The sequence below is a fragment of the Pseudoalteromonas aquimarina genome (genome assembly GCF_049257255.1).
In the GTDB taxonomy this organism is placed as follows: domain Bacteria; phylum Pseudomonadota; class Gammaproteobacteria; order Enterobacterales; family Alteromonadaceae; genus Pseudoalteromonas.
Genome location: NZ_JBMMUG010000001.1, coordinates 655,900 through 675,251, shown reverse-complemented (window position 1 = coordinate 675,251; position 19,352 = coordinate 655,900). Strand labels below are relative to the sequence as shown.

The window sequence follows — 19,352 nt, the reverse complement described above, 5'->3', positions numbered from 1 at the left end:
AAAAGAATGTTAGACCCACGATTTTTACGTCAAGATATCGAAGAAGCCGCAGAGCGCCTAAAAGGCCGTGGTTTTGAATTAAATGTAGCTGAAATTCAAGCGCTTGAAGAAAAGCGTAAGGCACTACAAGTTAAAACACAAGAATTACAAAATGAGCGTAACACACGTTCCAAAGCAATTGGTCAAGCAAAAGCGAAAGGCGAAGACATTGAGCCGTTATTAGCTGCAGTTGGTTCATTAGGTGATGAATTAGACGCTGCTAAAAAAGAACAAGACGAAATTCTTGCTGAGTTAAATGCTATTGCTGCAAGCATTCCAAACTTACCAGACCAAGAGGTACCATTTGGCAACGATGAAAACGATAACGTTGAAGTTGTTAAATGGGGCGAGCCAAAACAATATGACTTTGAAGTAAAAGATCACGTTGATTTAGGCGAAGGCCTAGCAAAAGGGTTAGATTTTGAAGCAGGTGTAAAGCTCTCAGGCGCACGCTTTACTGTAATGCGTGGCAAAGTAGCACGTATGCACCGTGCGCTTGTGCAATTTATGCTTGATACGCACACAGATTCAAACGGTTATACTGAAATGTATGTACCGTATTTAGTAAATAAAGACAGCTTATATGGTACAGGCCAATTACCAAAATTTGCTGAAGATCTTTTTCACACAGAAGCAATCAGCGAACATAACGATGGCTTTAGCCTAATTCCTACAGCTGAAGTACCGTTAACTAACCTTGGTCGTGATGTTATTTTTGATGAAGCTGAATTACCATTAAAAATGACTGCGCATACACCGTGTTTCCGCAGTGAAGCAGGTAGCTATGGCCGTGACACACGTGGTCTAATCCGTCAGCACCAGTTTGATAAAGTTGAATTAGTACAACTAGTTAAGCCTGAAGATTCAATGCAAGCGCTAGAAGAACTAACTAACCACGCTGAAGGTATTCTTCAAGCACTTGAATTGCCTTACCGTAAAGTAATACTATGTACAGGCGATATGGGCTTTGGTGCAAGCAAAACATACGACTTAGAAGTATGGTTACCAGCACAAGATACGTACCGTGAAATTTCAAGCTGTTCAAACATGCAAGATTTCCAAGCACGTCGTATGCAAGCACGTTTCCGTCGTCAAGGTGAGAAAAAGCCTGAGTTACTGCACACACTAAATGGTTCAGGTTTAGCAGTTGGTCGTACACTCGTAGCTATTTTAGAGAACTACCAACAAGCAGACGGCTCGGTAGTGGTTCCAGAAGTACTTCGTCCATACATGGGCGGCTTAGAAGTTATTACTGCATAATAGTTAATAATATTAAAAACCGGCGATATGCCGGTTTTTTTATGCCTGTTGAATAGCCTGTCTATTCCTGCGATAAATAGTGTTTCGCTATCGATACACATTAAAAACAGATACTGTATCAAAAGTGGCACAGTTATCTGGATTTATTTTAATGTGGAAATAGTAAGTTATTGAAAAATAGGTAAAATAATCTTGGTCTGATAATTGTATTTAGCCATGTAATGCTATTATTGGATTATACTTTATGGACATAAAAATAGAGAACAAATCACACAAGCTTAAAAGGCCATTGACCTACGCAGTTTTTGCGTGTCTGTTACTAAGCGCTGTGATTTTTATTCGTCATTATACCCAAGGTGCGTCAAACTTAGTTAAACGAGACGAAATCTTGGTCGCAAAAGTTAAACAGGGCGATTTTGCGATAGACGTAAAAGGGCTAGGCAGTTTAGCACTTGAAAAACGTCATTTGATAACGACAAATGCAGGCGGCAAAGTTGTTGAAGTGTTGGTAAAGCCCGGTGAATATGTGGAACGAGGCGACATCATAGCGCGTTTAGACAACCCGCAAATCAAAGAGACACTCATTCAAAAAAATAGCCTTTTACTTAAAATGGTTGCGCAACACAAAGCGGAGTTGGCACAGCAAAAAGCATATCTTCAAGAAGCTGAAACCGCCTACCATGATGCCGACCTTGCGCACAAAGCCAACACAATGGAGTGGCAAGCGCAAGCAACCTTAATCGCACAAGGCAATAGCACCATTTCTAAACTTGAACATCAGCGCAGCGAATTCACCGTAAAGCGCAGTTTAAAGCAACTTGCGTTACAAAAAGCGAAAGTGGCGACGCAAAAAGAAATACTCGCTGCAAAACAAAATGCGCAACAAGCAGAGCAACAGAGCTTAAAGTCTGAAATTAGTTTGCTTAGCCAACATATTTCACAGTTAGATGTGGTATCACCAATTACTGGGCAAATCCAAGATGTGTTTGTTGAGTTAGGCACACAACTGGCAAGTACTGGCTCAGTTGCCGAAGTTGCAGATCAAACCAAACTGATTGCCAAAATAAATGTAGCAGAACTCGATGCACCCATCGTTAAAGTAGGCCAGCTGGCTACAATCGATACCTATACTTCTCGGTTAGATGCACAAGTCACTCGCGTATCGCCCAAAGTGAACAACGGTCACGTCGAAGTTGAGCTTTCATTAATTGATGCAATTCCGTCAGAAGCGCGCGATAAACTCAATATTGAAGGCATTATTAACACTAGTTTTAAATCACAAACACTATTTGTTGCGCTACCGCGTAACGCCATTGCCGAAAGCACAAACAATGTATTTGTGTTGGAAAAACATCTTGCAACCAAACAAGCGGTCACATTTGGCAAACGCTCCGTGAATTACATAGAGGTTGTGGCAGGGCTAACAATCGACCAAGAAATTATTATTTCAGATATGGAAAAATACACCAACGACACACAAGTGCTTGTACGTTAGAAGGACATAGAAAATGAAACCAGTTATCACATTAAAAAACATCGAAAAATTATTTAAAACTGATGAAATTGCAACGCAAGCACTTAATGGCATTAATCTAGTGGTTAACCAAGGGGAGTTTGTGGCGATCACAGGGCCTTCTGGTTGCGGGAAATCCACGTTACTTTCAGTGTTAGGGCTGATTGATGAGCCAACAGCTGGGGATTACACTATTAGTGGTAAACAAGCGGTTAATTTAAGTTCTGATCAACGCGCGCATATTCGCGCTAATCATATTGGTTTTATCTTTCAGGCATTTAACCTGATAAGTGACTTAAATGTACTCGAAAATGTAATGTTGCCACTGACCTATATTGGTGGTTTTTCTGAGCAAGAGATGATTGAAAAAGCACGAAAGGCGTTAATGTTAGTTGACCTTGAAAACCGCATTAATCACTTTCCTTCACAGTTATCAGGCGGTCAGCAGCAACGTGTTGCGGTAGCTCGAGCGCTCATTAACGAGCCTGATTTAATCTTAGCGGATGAACCAACTGGTAACTTAGATTCAAAAAATGCTCAACAAGTACTGCAGTTACTAAAGGATTTACACCTTTCAGGAAAAACAATTTGCATGGTAACTCACGATGTAGAGTCAACGCATTTCGCCAGTCGCACTTTGAACATGTTGGACGGTGCTATTGTTCGAGATAAAAAACAAAGTTTTGAATCAGCACAAATAAGTGTTTTAGAGGTGTAATATGGGATTTTTACTCGATTTTCGTTACGCCATAAGAAACATGATTAAATCATTACGTTTTTCACTGTTAATCATTTTTATTATGGTGGGCAGTTTAACGATTTCGTTGGTTGGTTTTAATTTTGTTCACACCATCGCGTTTTCTCATTCAGAGTTTAATAACAATGATGATATTCGTATTTTAAAAGTCACTAATAGACTGTCAGAGCAACGTGAATTTACTTATGAAATGTTAGAGGGTTTCAGAGAGCTTGAAGCTGTAAAAAATTTAAATGAATGGATCATCATAAAACGAACACAATTTTGGCTATCTACAATTAAACGCTCCAACCATTACCGTGGTGCTTATGTCGACCCAGCATTTTTTAGCTTTTTAGGACAATCACCTGTAATTGGTCGTTCTTTTACTAACAGCGACTTTGAGAATAATGCACCGAATGTGGCAGTTATTTCGCATATTGTATGGCAAGAGCTATATCAAGGCAGAGACGATATTTTAGGAGAACAACTTCAAGTTAATGATCATGCTTATACAATTGTTGGTGTTATGGCAAAGCGAAATCATTTCCCTATTTTCTCTAAGGTGTGGTTACCTGCCAAGAAGAACGTGATAAAGCCGAATAATGGCATTGATATTCTGTATAAACTGCCAACGACTAATTTTGAGAAAGCATTTGAAAGGCAGTTATCTCAATTTTTCTTTAACAACATTAAAGACTCAATTAGTGAGAGCACGAAACAGTCTGGCAATAATGTGCTTGTAGAGTCACTAACAATTGTAGAGCTTAATACCGATGGCGAAGCTGTATTTGTATTTTCACTTTTCGTCTTTGGTATTGTGCTTGTTTTATTCATAGCAGGGGTAAATATCGGCAATTTGTTATTTGCCAAAATAATGGAAAAACAAAAAGAATCAGCAATTCGTGCAGCGCTCGGCGCCTCTAAGAAACGTGTAATTCAACAACACATTACTGAAGGGTTGATATATTGCGGTTTAAGTTGGGTTTTCACTTTGTTGTGCACATCAATTGCTTTAACTATTTTAAATTTTCATATGAATATGATGTTTAAAAAAATGCCTTATTGGTGGTATTGGCAATTGAATACGCCTACGGTGATGGTTTCTTTGTTATTGTTACTGATTATTTTTAGTTTTTCAGTGTTATTACCAGCCTATAAGTCTGCCAATTTTAATATCAGTAATGTACTTCGCGATAGCACACGAGGCGCCACAGGTAAAGAAGCTATCTTAATGTCTCGTCGACTTTTATGTATTCAAGTTTCGTTAGTGAGCTTTCTGTTAATGATTGCAAGCACTGTTGGCTATGTGATGTATTCGATTGCCAATAATATTGATGAAGACATGGTAAAAGGCGTTTATTCAATATCTTTAGAGATGAAAGAAGAGCGTGAAATATCAAACAGCGAAAAGCTAACTCTAATAAATACATTAGCAACAAAGCTTAATTCATCAAAAGTGATTAATGAAGCTGCACTATATGAGCAACGAATAAGTGCTGAAGTACTGTATCCAAGTGGTGAAATCTTTAATGAAAAGTTTGTTGATATCAGTGCAGAATCTCATTTATTTAGCCGTAAGCTTAAATTAGGTAGAAACTTTAATGAAAACGATAATACTGAAGCTAAACCGGTAGCTATTATCAGTGAATCTCTTGCTATAGCACTATTTTCATCAACAAATGTGCTAGGACAGCAATTAAAGCTTAAAGATGGTAAATGGTCGAGTGTTGAAATAGTTGGTATTGCGCATGACGAGATAAGTGGTGTTGTAGGTGATTCCAGACACGAACTTTATTTTAGTTTAAGACAAATATTGCCTGATAGTAACGGTATAAATCTTCGTCTATTAACCAATGCAAGTTCAGATGAGGCATTAGAAGAGCTTTATCGAATAAAGATGCAATTATCTCAGCCAGTAAATCTGACATATATATTTGATCATTATTATAACCATTTATCTATGATTAACTCTATTCAAGCGATGATAGCAGTGTTTCTTATTGTCGGTGGCTTTGCTTTATCATTGTCATTGATAGGTATTTATGCAATGGGCATTAGTAATATCAATAAATCGCGTTATGAAATTGGTATTCGAAGAGCAATTGGTGCGAAAGACAAACAAATTTTACTGTTATTTATTAGAAAAAATATAAAGCACATCATGTACGGAATAATCATCTCTTTGCTGCTATTTACTATTTTATGTTACCTTGCAGCAGAGCTATTTCGTGGCAATGTGCCACTAACGATTATGTTACAAGCAGGGTTTTTTACTGTGTTGGCAATAATGACTTCTGTTTGTTTAGCCCTGTATGTACCTGTTAAGCGCGTTGTAAAACAACAACCTGTAGCAAGTTTGAAAATGGATTAGATTTACTTGAAAACAATTTTAGTTGTCGACGACTCGCTTGATATTCAAGCGAGTCTTAAGTTTTTTTTAGAAGACGAAGGGTATCTTTGTCACGGAGTGCTGTCACCTGATACAGCGCTTGATTATGTTGCCAAAAACAATGTCGATTTAGTGTTGCTCGATATGAATTTTAGCCAAAATACCACCAGTGGCGCTGAAGGGTTAACAGCAATTGACGCGCTGAAAGAATTAGACCCGCTGTTGCCTGTGATTGTGATGACAGGCTGGGCAACACTTGATTTGGCTGTAAAAGCGTTAACCACGGGCGCTGCCGATTTTATCGAAAAACCGTGGCAAGATGAACGCTTAGCCCATGCAATTAAACACCAGCTAAACACCCGTCGCGATAAGCAAAATTTAGCGCGATTAACCCAAGAAAAACAACGAGCAGAGAGAAGCCAAGCGTCATTATTAGCTTATAGCCCTCAAAAGCAGCAAGTTTTGAGTCAACTCGAAAACTTAGCAAAGAGTGATATGAATATTCTGCTAACGGGAGAAAACGGCACCGGTAAAAGCTATTACGCGCAGTATATTCATCAGCATTCTAATCGCTCTAATGCCAGTTTTATTGCACTTAATATGGGGGCTTTTACTGATGAATTGTTTAATTCAGAAATGTTTGGCCATAAAAAAGGGGCGTTTACTGACGCAAGCCAAGACCGTTTAGGTGCATTCACATTAGCAGAAAATGGCACCTTATTTTTAGATGAAATTGCAAATTTATCAAAGAAGTCTCAAGCAAAGTTATTGCATGTACTTGAAGAGCGAAAATACACAGCCCTTGGAAGTAGCAAGGTCTTAGAGAATACAGCGCGTATTATCTCTGCTACTAATGCCAACTTAGCAAATGCAATTGCGGATGGCGATTTTCGTCAAGATTTATATTACCGTTTAAATACCGTCGAAATTGAAATCCCGCCGTTAAGAACTTGTAAAGACGATATTTTACCGCTAGCAAACCAGTTTTTAACATCATTTTGTAATCAATACGACAAACCTGCTTTGTCACTAACACAGTGCGCTGAACAGGCACTACTTAACTATAGTTTTCCTGGTAATGTTAGGGAGCTGAAACATATTATTGAGCGCGTTATATTTATATCGAATGGGCAGCAAATAACTGCTCAAGATTTAATGTTAAGTTCTACAACAAGTAATCATAAATCAAATGTAAAACACACAATTGATATGACGCTGAGCATTGATGAAGTGATTGAACAAGCGCTATTGTCGCGACTCGAACACTTTAATGGCAATGCATCAAAATCAGCTAAAAGCCTAGGTATGTCTCGCAGTGCTTGGTATCGAAAAATGACAAAATACGATGCAATTTAAGACTTTACTCTCAGGACGATGGTTAACGAGCCTACTTTTGTTGGCTTTAGTGAATGGACTTTTAATTACGCATAATTATCCAGCATCACTTATTCTACTTATCGATTTAATTGTTGTTCTTTGGTATTTAATTGAAACATACCGCGATAGAGTTGCTAAGCAAAACACCATTAACCTTATTGATACTTTATTAATTTCATTACGACAAGGTGATTATTCAATTAGAGCCAATGAAGTACAAGATAGTGCTCTTAGTACAACTGTCTCTCATCTAAATGCACTTGCTACAACAATGCAAAACGACCAAAGATTACTTGCAGAGCAACAAGACTTATTAAAACAAATTATTGAAAAAGTCGATTTTGCTCTGATGGTGTTTAATCAGTCGCAGTGTATTTATGAAAATGATTACGCAAAAAATACCTTTAACGATGAGGCACTAAATAGTCGCTGGCAGTGGTATCAAGGTTTGTTAGATAAGAGCCAAAATGGCCGTGTTAATCTCACTATAAATACTACACAGCATACATTTTTGATTGAACATTCGATTTGTTATATGGGCGCTGAACCTTTTACTTTGTTAGTGTTAAAGCAGCTCGATTCTATTTTGTATCAACAAGAAAAAGATGCATTACAAAAATTCGTACGTATCTTGAGCCACGAAATAAATAACACACTTGCCCCTATAGGTACTGTTGCAAGAAGCCTAAATAAAAGGCTCTCGAATGAAATTGATGTTGATAGTTTTGCTACAGGATTAACGCTTATTAATGAACGAGCTAACTATTTAAAATCGTTTATGGATAATTATGTGTCGCTTGCTAAATTACCGTCAGCAAATAAATCAGTCGAAAGCTGTGGTAATTTATGTAATGAAATTGCCGAAATTTACCCATTAATTATGATTTCATGTGAAGAAAACCTTTATGGTTATTTTGATGTTAGCCAAATAAAACAAGTGTTGTGTCATCTGATTAATAATGCACTTGAGGCTCAATTACCATCGCCTGATATCGAATTAACAATATATGCAAAGCATGAAAAGCTTATCTTTTGTGTGTCAGATAACGGTCCTGGGTTTTCAAATTTAGCAGATGCTACTACTGCTTTTTATACAACCAAACAAAGTGGCAATGGTATTGGTTTAATGTTGTCGCGCATTATTGTCGAAAACCATAAAGGGCAGTTAGAGCTTAAAAACCAAGCGAGTGGTGGGGCATTAGTGACATTTTCATTAGAACGGATAACTGAAAAATCGGTTTAGTGGTGTAAAGGATTGAAGGCTATTTTTAACCCATTAGTAAGATTTAAAGTAGATCAGACATAATTAAAAAAAACAAAAAAGCCGTCATATGACGGCTTTTTCATTTAAATGGCAATTAACCTTTTACATGATTTAGTAAAACTTCAACAGCTTTATCTAAATCAATCAGTTCTTTCTCGCCAGTAATGCGGTTTTTGTACTCAACCTGATTATTGTCTAGATTACGTTCACCGATAACAAGCGTATGTGGTACACCAACAAGCTCCATATCGTTAAACATTACACCTGGGCGCTCTTTACGGTCATCAAATAGTACATCAATGCCAGCCGCTTGCAGATCTGCGTAAAGCTTTTCTGCAATTTCAGGAATACGGTGCGATTTGTGCATGTTCATTGGCACAATTGCAAGCTCAAACGGAGCTAGGGCAGTTGGCCATTTGATGCCGTATTGGTCGTGGTTTTGCTCGATCGCAGCTGCAACGATACGTGATACACCAATACCATAACAACCCATGGTCATAATTTGGTTTTTACCGCTTTCAGCAAGTACACCTGCTTTCATTGCTTCAGAGTACTTAGTACCTAATTGGAAAATATGACCAACTTCAATACCACGTTTGATGTTTAGAACACCTTTACCACATGGGCTTGCGTCGCCTTCAACAACATTACGAATATCTTCAACAACATAGTCAGTTACGTCGCGGTCAAAGTTAATGCCGCTGTAGTGAACACCATCTTCGTTCGCACCAGCAACAAAATCAGCCATTACAGCCGCTGAGCGATCGACAATAATTGGCATATTTAGGCCAACAGGACCAAGCGAACCAGGTTTTGCACCAGTTGCTTTAACAATGTCTTCTTCCGTTGCAAATTCAAGCGGTGAGTCAACAAGTGCAAGCTTTTCAGCTTTAAGTTCATTGAGTTCATGATCGCCACGAACAACTAAGGCTACTAAGCCACGTTCTTCGTTTTCATTAGGTGCACCATAAGCAATTAATGTTTTAACACCGCGATGTGGTTTAACACCGTGTTGCTGTTTTAATTCTTCAATTGTTTTTGCGTTTGGCGTATCAAAACGGTTTAGCTCTTTAGATGGTGCAGGGCGTTCAATACTTGGTGCAACCGCTTCCGCTTTTTCAATGTTTGCTGCGTAATCTGACTCAGAACTAAATGCAATAGCATCTTCACCTGATTCAGCAAGTACGTGGAATTCATGCGAAACAGAACCCCCAATTGAACCGGTATCAGCAATTACTGGGCGGTAATCTAAACCTAAACGCTCAAATACATTACAGTATGCTTGGTGCATTTTCTTATAAGTCTCGTTTAGACACTCTTCACTTAAGTGGAAAGAATACGCATCTTTCATGGTAAATTCGCGTGCGCGCATTACACCAAAACGAGGACGCACTTCATCGCGAACCTTAGTTTGAATTTGGTACAAGTTAATTGGCAATTGCTTATAGCTGCTAATTTCTTTACGAACAAATTCAGTAATGACTTCTTCGTGCGTTGGACCTAACGCAAAAGGGCGATTATGGCGGTCATTAATACGTAATAACTCAGGGCCAAATTGCTCCCAACGACCAGACTCTTGCCAAAGATCAGCAGGCTGGATAATGGGCATTAACATTTCAATTGCACCAGCCTTGTTCATTTCTTCACGAACAATGTTTTCTACTTTACGTAGTACTTTTAAACCACTTGGTAACCAAGTGTATAATCCTGATGCTAGTTTGCGGATCATACCCGCGCGTAACATAAGCTGATGGCTGATAATTTCAGCATCAGATGGCGTTTCTTTTAACGTCGCTAAAATATATTGACTGGTACGCATTTGCTTTCCGAAATGTTAAATCTGTTTTTATAAGTTAAGGCGCCAAGTTTATCAGTGTCTTGGCAATTTCAAAAGCCTAACAATAGAGGCTTTTATGTATTTTTAATAATTTCTAATACGCTTACTTGGGTTTCTAGCACTTGCCATTTGATATTCAGATCAAACAGGCTCATGCCATATTCTTGAATTCCCGCTTTTGTTTTTTTGTAGGCTGGGCGTGGGTCTTGCTTTAATACTTTCTCGATAAAGCTTTGTAACTCCGGGTAAAGTGCCGAATTATTCAAGCAAAACGCAGTAGCTTCATCGCTAAACTCAACTAAAAGCGGGGTTTCAGGTCGTGTATCAGCGAAACCTGCAGTCGCGTTTGGCAAACTATCGGAATAAGGCAAATAAGGCTTAATATCTAAGATTGGCGTACCATCAAGTAAGTCAATGCCTGAAAGCTCAAGCCAAAGTTGGCCATTTTCATAATGAACAGCTTCAAGTTTTACTGCGCTCATACCAATACCATTTGGCCTAAAGGTGGCGCGCGTGGCAAATACCCCTTTTTTATCATTACCGCCCAAGCGAGGTGGGCGTACTAGCGGTGACCAGCCTTTATCAGCTGTTTCATGAAAGCGGAATATCAGCCAAACATGGCTAAAGTCTTCAATGCCGCGGACAAATTCTTCACGGTTAAATTCACCGACAAATTTACATTTTGCTTTTGCTTCTGGAATAAGGCGAGGCTGACGAGGGATAGCAAACTTTTGTTTATAGGGAGATTCGATAAAGGCGATGGGGCTTAATTGATAGTCGCTCATAAAACAAACTTAATAGGGCACTTAAAAGTGCCTATTTTGCCAGTATTTGAATGTGATTGATATTATTCTTCTTTCATTTCTTGTTCGAATACTTTTTCAGCTTGTAGTGACATTTCTTTCATTTTTTGTGCGTATTTTTGAATACGTTTTTCATCGGCTGTTTTCGCTTCAAATGCGGGTACTGGCACTGGATAGCCTGCTTGATCTGTGGCTACAAAATTAATGATGCAATTATTAGATTCCACCATTTGCCCGGTTTTAGGGTCGCCACAGCGTACCGCTATGAATATTTGCATGCTGGTTTTGCCAGTGTTTGCAATTTTAGCCTCTACTTCAACCAGTTGACCCACCAAAATAGGGCGATGGAATTTTATTGCTGCAACCGACACTGTGACACAATAATGGCCGCTCCACTGTGCTGCACAGGCATATCCTGCTTGGTCAATCCACTTCATCACGATGCCACCATGGACTTTACCACCGAAGTTAACATCAGTAGGCTCCGCTAAAAAGCGAAAAGTTACGTTATCTTTTCTCATAATTACTTGATAATCAGTATGTTGTTTATTGAGTATTAGCTAAAAAAAGGCTTTTAACAAGTAATAAAAAAGGCATGAAAACGTATGTTTGCATGCCTTTGACAAATACAATTGGAAAATTACATATTAGGGTAGTTAGGGCCACCAGCACCTTCAGGTGTTACCCATGTGATATTTTGACTCGGATCTTTAATATCGCAGGTTTTACAATGAATACAGTTTTGCGAGTTAATCACAAAGGCCTGTTTTCCTTCTACTTCATTGATTTCATAAACACCTGCAGGGCAATAGCGCTGAGCAGGTTCATTATAATCTGTTAAGTTTTTAGCAAGAGGAATATTCATATCTGCCAGTTTTAAATGGCATGGTTGATCTTCTTCATGGTTAGTGTTTGATAAAAACACTGAACTCAGTTTATCAAAGCTCAAAACACCATCTGGTTTTGCATAGTTAATCTCGCTATGGCGACTTGCAGGTTCAAGGCATGCATGATCTGGTGTTTCATCTTTAAAACTAAATGGTAAAGCTCCATTGAAGATGTTTTGATCAATAGTGTTATACATACCACCAAAAAATTTACCTAACTTGTGCATTGCAGGACCAAAGTTTTTGCTGCTATCAAGCTCTTGGTATAACCATGACTCTTTAAAACGCGTTTCAAAATCACTTAATTCTGTGTGCTCACTGCCCGATGAAATGGCTGCAAAAATACTTTCAGCTGCCAGCATGCCTGATTTCATTGCGGTGTGATTACCTTTGATCTTGGCAAAATTAAGCGTACCAGCGTTACAGCCAACTAATACACCACCTGGAAAGGTCATTTTTGGTAGTGAGTTTAAGCCACCTTTGGCGATTGCTCGTGCACCATAAGCGATGCGTTTACCGTGTTTAAGTGTGTCGGCAAAAATTGTATGATGTTTCATTCGTTGAAACTCATCAAATGGTGAAAGATGGGGATTGCTGTAGTTCAAATCGATAATTAAACCAACAACTACTTGGTTATCATCACCATGGTACATGTAAGAGCCACCACCTGTGTCTTTATCAAGTGGCCATCCAGCGCCATGTACTACTAAACCAGGTTTATGATGCTCGCTTGGGATTTCCCAAATCTCTTTAAACCCAAGACCATAGTGTTGTGGTGATTTGCCGTCATCTAACTTAAAGGTGCTAATTAACTCTTTACCTAAGTGACCACGACAACCTTCAGCAAAAATGGTGTATTTTGCGCGAAGTTCCATACCTGGCATAAAACTGTCTTTTTGCTCACCAGACTCACTAACACCCATATCGCCTGTGATAATGCCTTTAACAGTGCCATCTTCTACAATTAATGAATGCGCGCTAAATCCTGGGAAAATTTCAACACCTAAGCTTTCAGCCTGTTCAGCTAAGAAACGACAAACGTTACCCATAGAGACAATAAAGTTATCTTCGTTATGAAATGTTTTAGGCGTTGCAAAAGAGGGTAGCTTTCTTGCTGAAGTTTCACTGCCAAACCAATAAATGTCATCTTGTGTAACTTTGGTTTTGAGCGGTGCACCTAATTCAAGCCAATTTGGCAGTAATTCATTTAATGCACGAGGTTCAAATACGGCACCGGATAAAATATGTGCTCCGACCTCTGAACCTTTTTCAACGACACAAATCATTAGCTCTTGTTCATTTTCTTGTGCTAATTGTGCCAGTTTAATAGCGCTTGATAAGCCTGCAGGCCCTGCGCCTACAATAACTACGTCAAACTCCATGGTTTCACGTTCTACCATGATTATGCCCCTGTTGAATTAAGCTGGTATTTGTTAAACAAATATCCTGTGATGGGCTTTAGCATATTTTAGGTTGACGTTTACGTCAACAGGAAGTAGCCTTAAAACCAAATAACGACTAAATATGTTTACCTAGGTTTACGTACGCGTAAACATTAAAGGAGAGGTTATGAAAATCCTAGTTCCGGTCAAACGTGTGATCGACTATAACGTAAAAGCGCGCGTAAAAGCCGACAATAGCGATGTTGATCTTAACAATGTAAAAATGGCGTTAAACCCATTTTGTGAAATTGCGGTAGAAGAAGCAATCCGCATTAAAGAAGCAGGCAAAGCAACTGAAGTTGTGGTTGTTTCGATTGGTGATAAAGCATGCCAAGAGCAACTTCGTACAGCACTTGCTCTTGGTGCTGATAAAGCTATCCAGATTGAAACTGATGCACGTTTAGAATCTCTGCACGTGGCAAAGTTATTAGCAAAAGTAGTTGAACAAGAGAATCCAGAATTAATTATTCTAGGTAAGCAAGCGATCGATTCCGATAATAACCAAACAGGTCAAATGCTTGCGGCACTTACAGGTCGTGCACAAGCGACTTTTGCATCAGAAGTGGTTGTAGAGGGTGACAAGTTAAATGTAACCCGTGAAGTTGATGGTGGTTTACAAACCATTGCAGTTAACTTACCTGCCGTAGTAACAACTGATCTTCGCTTAAATGAGCCGCGTTATGCAACGCTTCCAAACATTATGAAAGCAAAACGCAAACCACTTGAAGTAATAAGTGCAGCAGATCTTGGTGTTGATCTTACGCCTCGTATTACAACAATAAAAGTAGAAGAGCCGAGCAAACGTGAAGCGGGTGAAATTGTGGCAGACGTAGCAACGCTAGTTGAAAAACTTAAGAATGAAGCGAAGGTGATCTAATGTCAGTACTTATTATTGCAGAGCACGAACATGGTGTGCTTAAAAGCGACACAGCTAAAGTTGTTTCAGCAACTCAAAAATTAGGTAAATCGATCACAGTTTTAGTGGCTGGTCTTAATGTTTCAGAAGTTGCTGCAGCTGCAAGTAAAATTGAAGGCGTTTCAAATGTAATTGTCGCTGATAATGCAGCATTTGAGCATCAACTTGCTGAGAACTTAGCTGATTTAGTTGTTGAACTTGCTGGCGACTATTCGCATATATTTGCAGCAGCAACTACAACGGGCAAAAACTTTATGCCACGTGTAGCAGCGCTATTAGATAAAGTGCAAATTTCAGATATTATCGATGTGATTGATGAAAATACCTTTAAGCGCCCAATTTACGCAGGTAATGCAATTGCTACAGTTCAAAGCGCTGAAGATAAACACATTGTAACTGTGCGCTCGAGTGCGTTTGATGTTGCAGGTGAACAAGCGCAAGCTGCTGTATCAACAATTGACGCTGTTAAAGAAAATACCTTAAGCAGCTTTGTTTCACAGCAAGAAACAGAAAGTGAGCGCCCTGAGTTAACTGCTGCCAATGTAATTATTTCAGGCGGTCGTGGTATGCAAAATGGTGAAAATTTTGCTTTATTAAACGGTATCGCTGACAAATTAGGCGCAGCAATTGGTGCTTCACGTGCCGCTGTTGATGCGGGTTTTGTACCAAATGATATGCAAGTAGGGCAGACGGGTAAAATTGTTGCGCCGCAGCTTTATATCGCTGTTGGCATTAGCGGTGCAATTCAGCATCTTGCAGGTATGAAAGACTCTAAAGTCATTGTTGCAATCAACAAAGATCCTGATGCGCCAATTTTCCAAGTGGCTGACTATGGTCTAGTTGCAGACTTATTTGACGTACTTCCTGAGTTAGAAGCTTCATTATAAAACGTTAAGTAGTATTCCAGTTGTTCAAAGCCTTGTTATTAACAAGGCTTTTTTATAGGAATGTGTATGAGAGTTAACTCTTTTATCTATCTCGAGTATCTCATTACATCAGTATCTCGATGTATTTTAGCCTTGTGAGCTAGAGGACATTATAGCCATATATATTCAATTACTGATTAGTTACCTTATAAAACTGTTCTTAGGTTATTAATTGGCATAAAAAAAACCGGCATTTAAAGCCGGTTTTTCACAAACTAAATCATATAATTTTAGTAAGTCGCTGAACCTTTTGTACGCGGGAATGCGATAACGTCACGTACGTTACCCATACCTGTTACGTAAGCTACAAGACGTTCAAAACCTAGGCCAAAACCTGAGTGAGGAACCGTACCGTACTTACGTAAGTCGCGATACCAAGAATAGTCTTCTTTATCTAAGCCCATTTCTTCTAAACGTGCATCTAATACGTCTAAACGCTCTTCACGTTGAGAACCGCCGATGATTTCACCAATACCAGGTGCAACTACGTCCATCGCTGCTACTGTTTTACCGTCTTCATTTTGACGCATGTAGAATGCTTTGATGTCTTTCGGGTAGTTTTTGATAACTACAGGTGCATTAAAGTGCTCTTCAGCAAGGTAACGCTCGTGCTCAGATTGTAAATCTACACCCCATTCAACAGGGAATTCGAATTTTTTACCACACCCTTTTAAGATTTCAACGGCATCTGTGTAGTCAACTTGCGCGAAGTCTTTTTCAACGAAATCTTCTAGACGAGTAATAGCGGTTTTCTCTACTCGTTGTGCAAAGAATTCCATGTCATCACGACGCTCTTCAAGAACTGCTTTAAATACGTATTTAAGCATGTCTTCTGCAAGTGCAGCAATATCGTTTAGATCAGCAAATGCAACTTCAGGCTCTACCATCCAGAATTCAGCTAAGTGACGAGATGTATTTGAGTTTTCTGCACGGAATGTTGGGCCAAAAGTATAAATTTTTGACATTGCAGAGCAGTAAGTCTCACCGTTTAGTTGTCCAGATACCGTTAAAAACGCTTCTTTACCGAAGAAATCTTCACTGTAATCAATGTCACCTTTATCTGTCAGCGGCAAGTTTTGCATATCTAATGTAGATACGCGGAACATTTCGCCTGCACCTTCACAGTCACTTGCTGTGATAATTGGTGTTGAGATCCACACATAGCCACGCTCGTGGTAAAAACGGTGAATTGCTTGCGATAAACAGTTACGTACACGTGTTACCGCACCGATAATGTTAGTACGAGGGCGTAAATGTGCATGCTCACGTAGGTATTCAATACTGTGACGCTTTGCTGCCATTGGGTAAGTGTCTGGGTTTTCTACCCAACCAAGAACCTCAACTGATTCAGCTTGAATCTCAAATGATTGGCCTTGGCCTTGTGATTCAACGATTGTACCAACCACAGAAACAGAACAACCTGCAGTCAATTTAGTCACTTCATCATAATTATTGAGCGAATTCGGTACCACAGCTTGAATAGGATCGAAACAACTACCGTCATGAACGGCTAAGAAAGAGATTCCTGCTTTTGAATCGCGACGTGTACGGATCCAACCTTTAATAGTAACGGTTGCACCTACTTCTACACGACCTTTCAAAAGATCTGTGATAGCTATATGGCTCATTTTCACTCCAATGATTAAAATGCCTAAATAAAATTCTTTTTGTTCTCACTTAGCATGCGCTAAGAAAGTTTGTTATCTTACCTGTGAAAGAAAAATAAAAAAACAGCAAATTTAGCGTTAATTGGTAATAAGCTAACAAAATAGCTAATTTTCATTCACGAAAAGTAATATGAGTACAGAAAGGCGCAAAAACAAGAGTGTTCGACAATTTGTTATCCATGCATTGTCTATTACTGCTTGGTTCTTTTTTATACTCGCATTAATAATGTTTCATTATGCGCGCCCCGAACTTGAATATGGGGTTATCCGCTATTTTGGTATGGAATATCGTGACCATTGGCTAGTTACACCTCGCAACCTGCTGATTCTTTTTTTGATACTAACTGGTATTATGTCGAGTATTTCGCTTTTTGTACGCCAACATTACAATCGTCGCTCACAAGACAGTATTGGCGTAAACCAGATTAGTTTATTAATTGTTTGCATTATTTGTTTATTGGTTATTGTATTTAAATGAAACAAGTATTTATTTTAAGAGGGCTACCGGGCTCTGGGAAAAGCCATTACGCACACAACTTGTGTGATGAAATGGTAAAGGGTGATGAGGCACAATTTGTTGTGTGCTCTACCGACGACTTTTTTATTACCGATGGTGAATACCGTTTTGATAAAGCGAAGTTAAGTGAATATCACAACCTTAACCTAGCGCGATTTATTCGAGCGCTTAGTCAACAAATTCCTTTAGTGATTTTGGATAATACCAATATTAAAAAATGGGAATTTGCTGCTTACGCTGAGGCTGCACATGCTCTTGGCTATCAAGTGAAAGAAGTGGTGGTGGGTGAGATAAAAGACAAAGCGATGCAGCATTTATATTACCAGCGTAATATTCACAAAGTTCCGCTTAAAACAATTAACAAAATGGCTTACCAATTTGAATGGTAAGCCATAAATGAAGCCATCACAGCAGTGTTTTGATTGCATCGATAATTTGAATTAACTCTTCATCCTGCATTACATACGGCGGCATCATATAAATTAGTTTACCGAAAGGTCTAAGCCAAACACCTTTTGAAATAAGGTGTTTTTGTACTGCCGCAACATCAACTGGGTGTTTCATCTCAACAACACCGATTGCGCCAAGAATTCGCACATCGGCTACTGAGTCATATCTGGCAAGTGGTGTTAAATGAGTTTTCAAGCAAGTTTCAATACGCAAAATAGTGTTTTGCCACTCACTTTTAAGTAACAACTCTATACTTTTATTGGCCACTGCACATGCTAATGGGTTTGCCATAAAAGTTGGGCCATGCATCATTACGCCAGCTTCGCCTTCACTGATCCCAAGCGCGATTTTGTCACTGGTAAGGGTGGCCGATAATGTCATATAGCCACCAGTAATTGCTTTACCAATACACAATATATCAGGCTCAATATCAGCATGTTCAACGGCAAACATTTTGCCTGTACGACCAAAACCAGTAGCGATTTCATCACAAATTAAAAGCACGTTAAATTTGTTGCAAAGCTCTCTTACGGCCTTTAAATAATCAGCATGGTAAAAGTTCATACCACCGGCATTTTGCACGATTGGTTCAAGAATAAATGCCGCTACATCATTGTGGTGCTCAGCAAAGTGCTGTTCGAGTACCTTAATTTCACTCTCATCAAACGCGTCATTAAAACGGCTTGTGGGCGCTGGCACAAAATAATGCTCTGGTAAAAAGCCTTTATACAAAGAATGCATGCTGTTTACAGGGTCGCAAACGCTCATTGCAGCAAACGTATCACCGTGATAGCCCTTACTTAACGCCATTAGCTTATTTTTTGTTTTAATGCCTTTACTTTGCCAATATTGCATAGCCATCTTAATGGCAACTTCAACAGCAACTGAGCCTGAATCGGCAAAAAAGATACGAGTAAGCGACGGGGGCGTTATTTCAATTAACTTTTTACCAAGTTCAACCGCGGGACGATGGGTTAACCCGCCAAACATTACATGGCTCATTTGGTCAACTTGATCTTTAATTGCTTTATTTAGCTCTGGATGGTTATAGCCATGGAGCACACTCCACCAAGATGCCATACCATCGAGTAATTTTTCACCGCTTTCAAGGTAAATGTGAACGCCATCGGCATGTGTTACGGGATATACCGGCAATGGGTTTATCATTGAAGTGTAGGGGTGCCACAAGTGATTTTTATCAAAATTCAAATCGATTGTATTATTAATATTCAAATGTAAACCTTGTTGTTGCTTGCTTGGTTGACAATTAAGAGTTGCTGCGTAGACTAGCGAAATTAAGTTCGAGAAACAATTAAAAAAGAGAAT

General features: G+C 39.1%; 16 protein-coding genes. 10 read left to right on the top strand and 6 right to left on the bottom strand.

Features of this window, described 5'->3' with window-relative positions:
- The first annotated feature begins 6 nt into the window (after nucleotides 1-6).
- From serS to AAEU29_RS03050, 6 genes are all read left to right on the top strand, one after another.
- Nucleotides 7-1,299 carry a serine--tRNA ligase gene (gene serS / locus AAEU29_RS03075; protein ID WP_421972009.1) on the top strand — a complete coding sequence of 431 codons (1,293 nt, stop codon included), beginning with the start codon at nucleotides 7-9 and terminating at the stop codon, nucleotides 1,297-1,299.
- A gap of 244 nt (nucleotides 1,300-1,543) precedes the next feature.
- Entirely contained in the window at nucleotides 1,544-2,794 is a 1,251-nt protein-coding gene (locus AAEU29_RS03070; RefSeq protein ID WP_421972008.1) for an efflux RND transporter periplasmic adaptor subunit, read from the top strand.
- A 13-nt stretch (nucleotides 2,795-2,807) separates the two neighbouring features.
- On the top strand, nucleotides 2,808-3,530 hold the full coding sequence (locus AAEU29_RS03065; RefSeq protein WP_421972007.1) for an ABC transporter ATP-binding protein: 723 nt from the start codon (nucleotides 2,808-2,810) through the stop codon (nucleotides 3,528-3,530).
- A 1-nt stretch (nucleotide 3,531) separates the two neighbouring features.
- On the top strand, nucleotides 3,532-5,922 hold the full coding sequence (locus AAEU29_RS03060) for an ABC transporter permease (RefSeq protein ID WP_421972006.1): 2,391 nt from the start codon (nucleotides 3,532-3,534) through the stop codon (nucleotides 5,920-5,922).
- A 6-nt stretch (nucleotides 5,923-5,928) separates the two neighbouring features.
- Nucleotides 5,929-7,296, top strand: a complete 1,368-nt coding sequence (locus AAEU29_RS03055; RefSeq protein WP_421972005.1) for a sigma-54-dependent transcriptional regulator — start codon at nucleotides 5,929-5,931, stop codon at nucleotides 7,294-7,296.
- A complete protein-coding gene (locus AAEU29_RS03050; protein ID WP_421972004.1) occupies nucleotides 7,286-8,560 on the top strand; it encodes a sensor histidine kinase in 1,275 nt (424 codons plus the stop codon). Before AAEU29_RS03055 ends, AAEU29_RS03050 begins: the two co-directional genes overlap by 11 nt.
- A gap of 115 nt (nucleotides 8,561-8,675) precedes the next feature.
- On the opposite strand, the gene AAEU29_RS03045 is transcribed toward AAEU29_RS03050, so the two are convergent.
- From AAEU29_RS03045 to AAEU29_RS03030, 4 genes are all read right to left on the bottom strand, one after another.
- A complete protein-coding gene (locus AAEU29_RS03045; protein ID WP_421972003.1) occupies nucleotides 8,676-10,400 on the bottom strand; it encodes a proline--tRNA ligase in 1,725 nt (574 codons plus the stop codon).
- A gap of 92 nt (nucleotides 10,401-10,492) precedes the next feature.
- A complete protein-coding gene (tsaA, locus tag AAEU29_RS03040) occupies nucleotides 10,493-11,203 on the bottom strand; it encodes a tRNA (N6-threonylcarbamoyladenosine(37)-N6)-methyltransferase TrmO (RefSeq protein ID WP_421972002.1) in 711 nt (236 codons plus the stop codon).
- Between the two features lie 62 nt (nucleotides 11,204-11,265).
- Nucleotides 11,266-11,742, bottom strand: a complete 477-nt coding sequence (locus AAEU29_RS03035; protein ID WP_372768879.1) for an acyl-CoA thioesterase — start codon at nucleotides 11,740-11,742, stop codon at nucleotides 11,266-11,268.
- Nucleotides 11,743-11,861: 119 nt separating this feature from the next.
- A complete protein-coding gene (locus tag AAEU29_RS03030) occupies nucleotides 11,862-13,508 on the bottom strand; it encodes an electron transfer flavoprotein-ubiquinone oxidoreductase (RefSeq protein WP_421972001.1) in 1,647 nt (548 codons plus the stop codon).
- A 169-nt stretch (nucleotides 13,509-13,677) separates the two neighbouring features.
- Here AAEU29_RS03030 and AAEU29_RS03025 point away from each other — a divergent pair, with 169 nt between their 5' ends.
- Nucleotides 13,678-14,427, top strand: coding sequence for an electron transfer flavoprotein subunit beta/FixA family protein (locus AAEU29_RS03025; protein WP_421972000.1), 750 nt, complete (start codon nucleotides 13,678-13,680; stop codon nucleotides 14,425-14,427).
- Nucleotides 14,427-15,353 (top strand): electron transfer flavoprotein subunit alpha/FixB family protein, encoded by a 927-nt coding sequence (locus AAEU29_RS03020; RefSeq protein WP_421971999.1) that lies wholly within the window; start codon nucleotides 14,427-14,429, stop codon nucleotides 15,351-15,353. Before AAEU29_RS03025 ends, AAEU29_RS03020 begins: the two co-directional genes overlap by 1 nt.
- A 269-nt stretch (nucleotides 15,354-15,622) precedes the next feature.
- Here AAEU29_RS03020 and asnS read toward each other — a convergent pair whose 3' ends face one another.
- Entirely contained in the window at nucleotides 15,623-17,020 is a 1,398-nt protein-coding gene (asnS, locus tag AAEU29_RS03015; protein ID WP_421971998.1) for an asparagine--tRNA ligase, read from the bottom strand.
- A gap of 169 nt (nucleotides 17,021-17,189) precedes the next feature.
- Here asnS and AAEU29_RS03010 point away from each other — a divergent pair, with 169 nt between their 5' ends.
- Nucleotides 17,190-17,537: a hypothetical protein gene (locus AAEU29_RS03010; RefSeq protein ID WP_421971997.1), complete on the top strand. Its 348-nt coding sequence runs from the start codon at nucleotides 17,190-17,192 to the stop codon at nucleotides 17,535-17,537.
- A complete protein-coding gene (locus AAEU29_RS03005) occupies nucleotides 17,534-17,965 on the top strand; it encodes an AAA family ATPase (protein ID WP_421971996.1) in 432 nt (143 codons plus the stop codon). The genes AAEU29_RS03010 and AAEU29_RS03005 overlap by 4 nt, the downstream gene beginning before the upstream one ends.
- 16 nt (nucleotides 17,966-17,981) lie before the next feature.
- On the opposite strand, the gene bioA is transcribed toward AAEU29_RS03005, so the two are convergent.
- A complete protein-coding gene (bioA, locus tag AAEU29_RS03000; protein WP_421971995.1) occupies nucleotides 17,982-19,259 on the bottom strand; it encodes an adenosylmethionine--8-amino-7-oxononanoate transaminase in 1,278 nt (425 codons plus the stop codon).
- Between the last annotated feature and the right edge of the window lie 93 nt (nucleotides 19,260-19,352).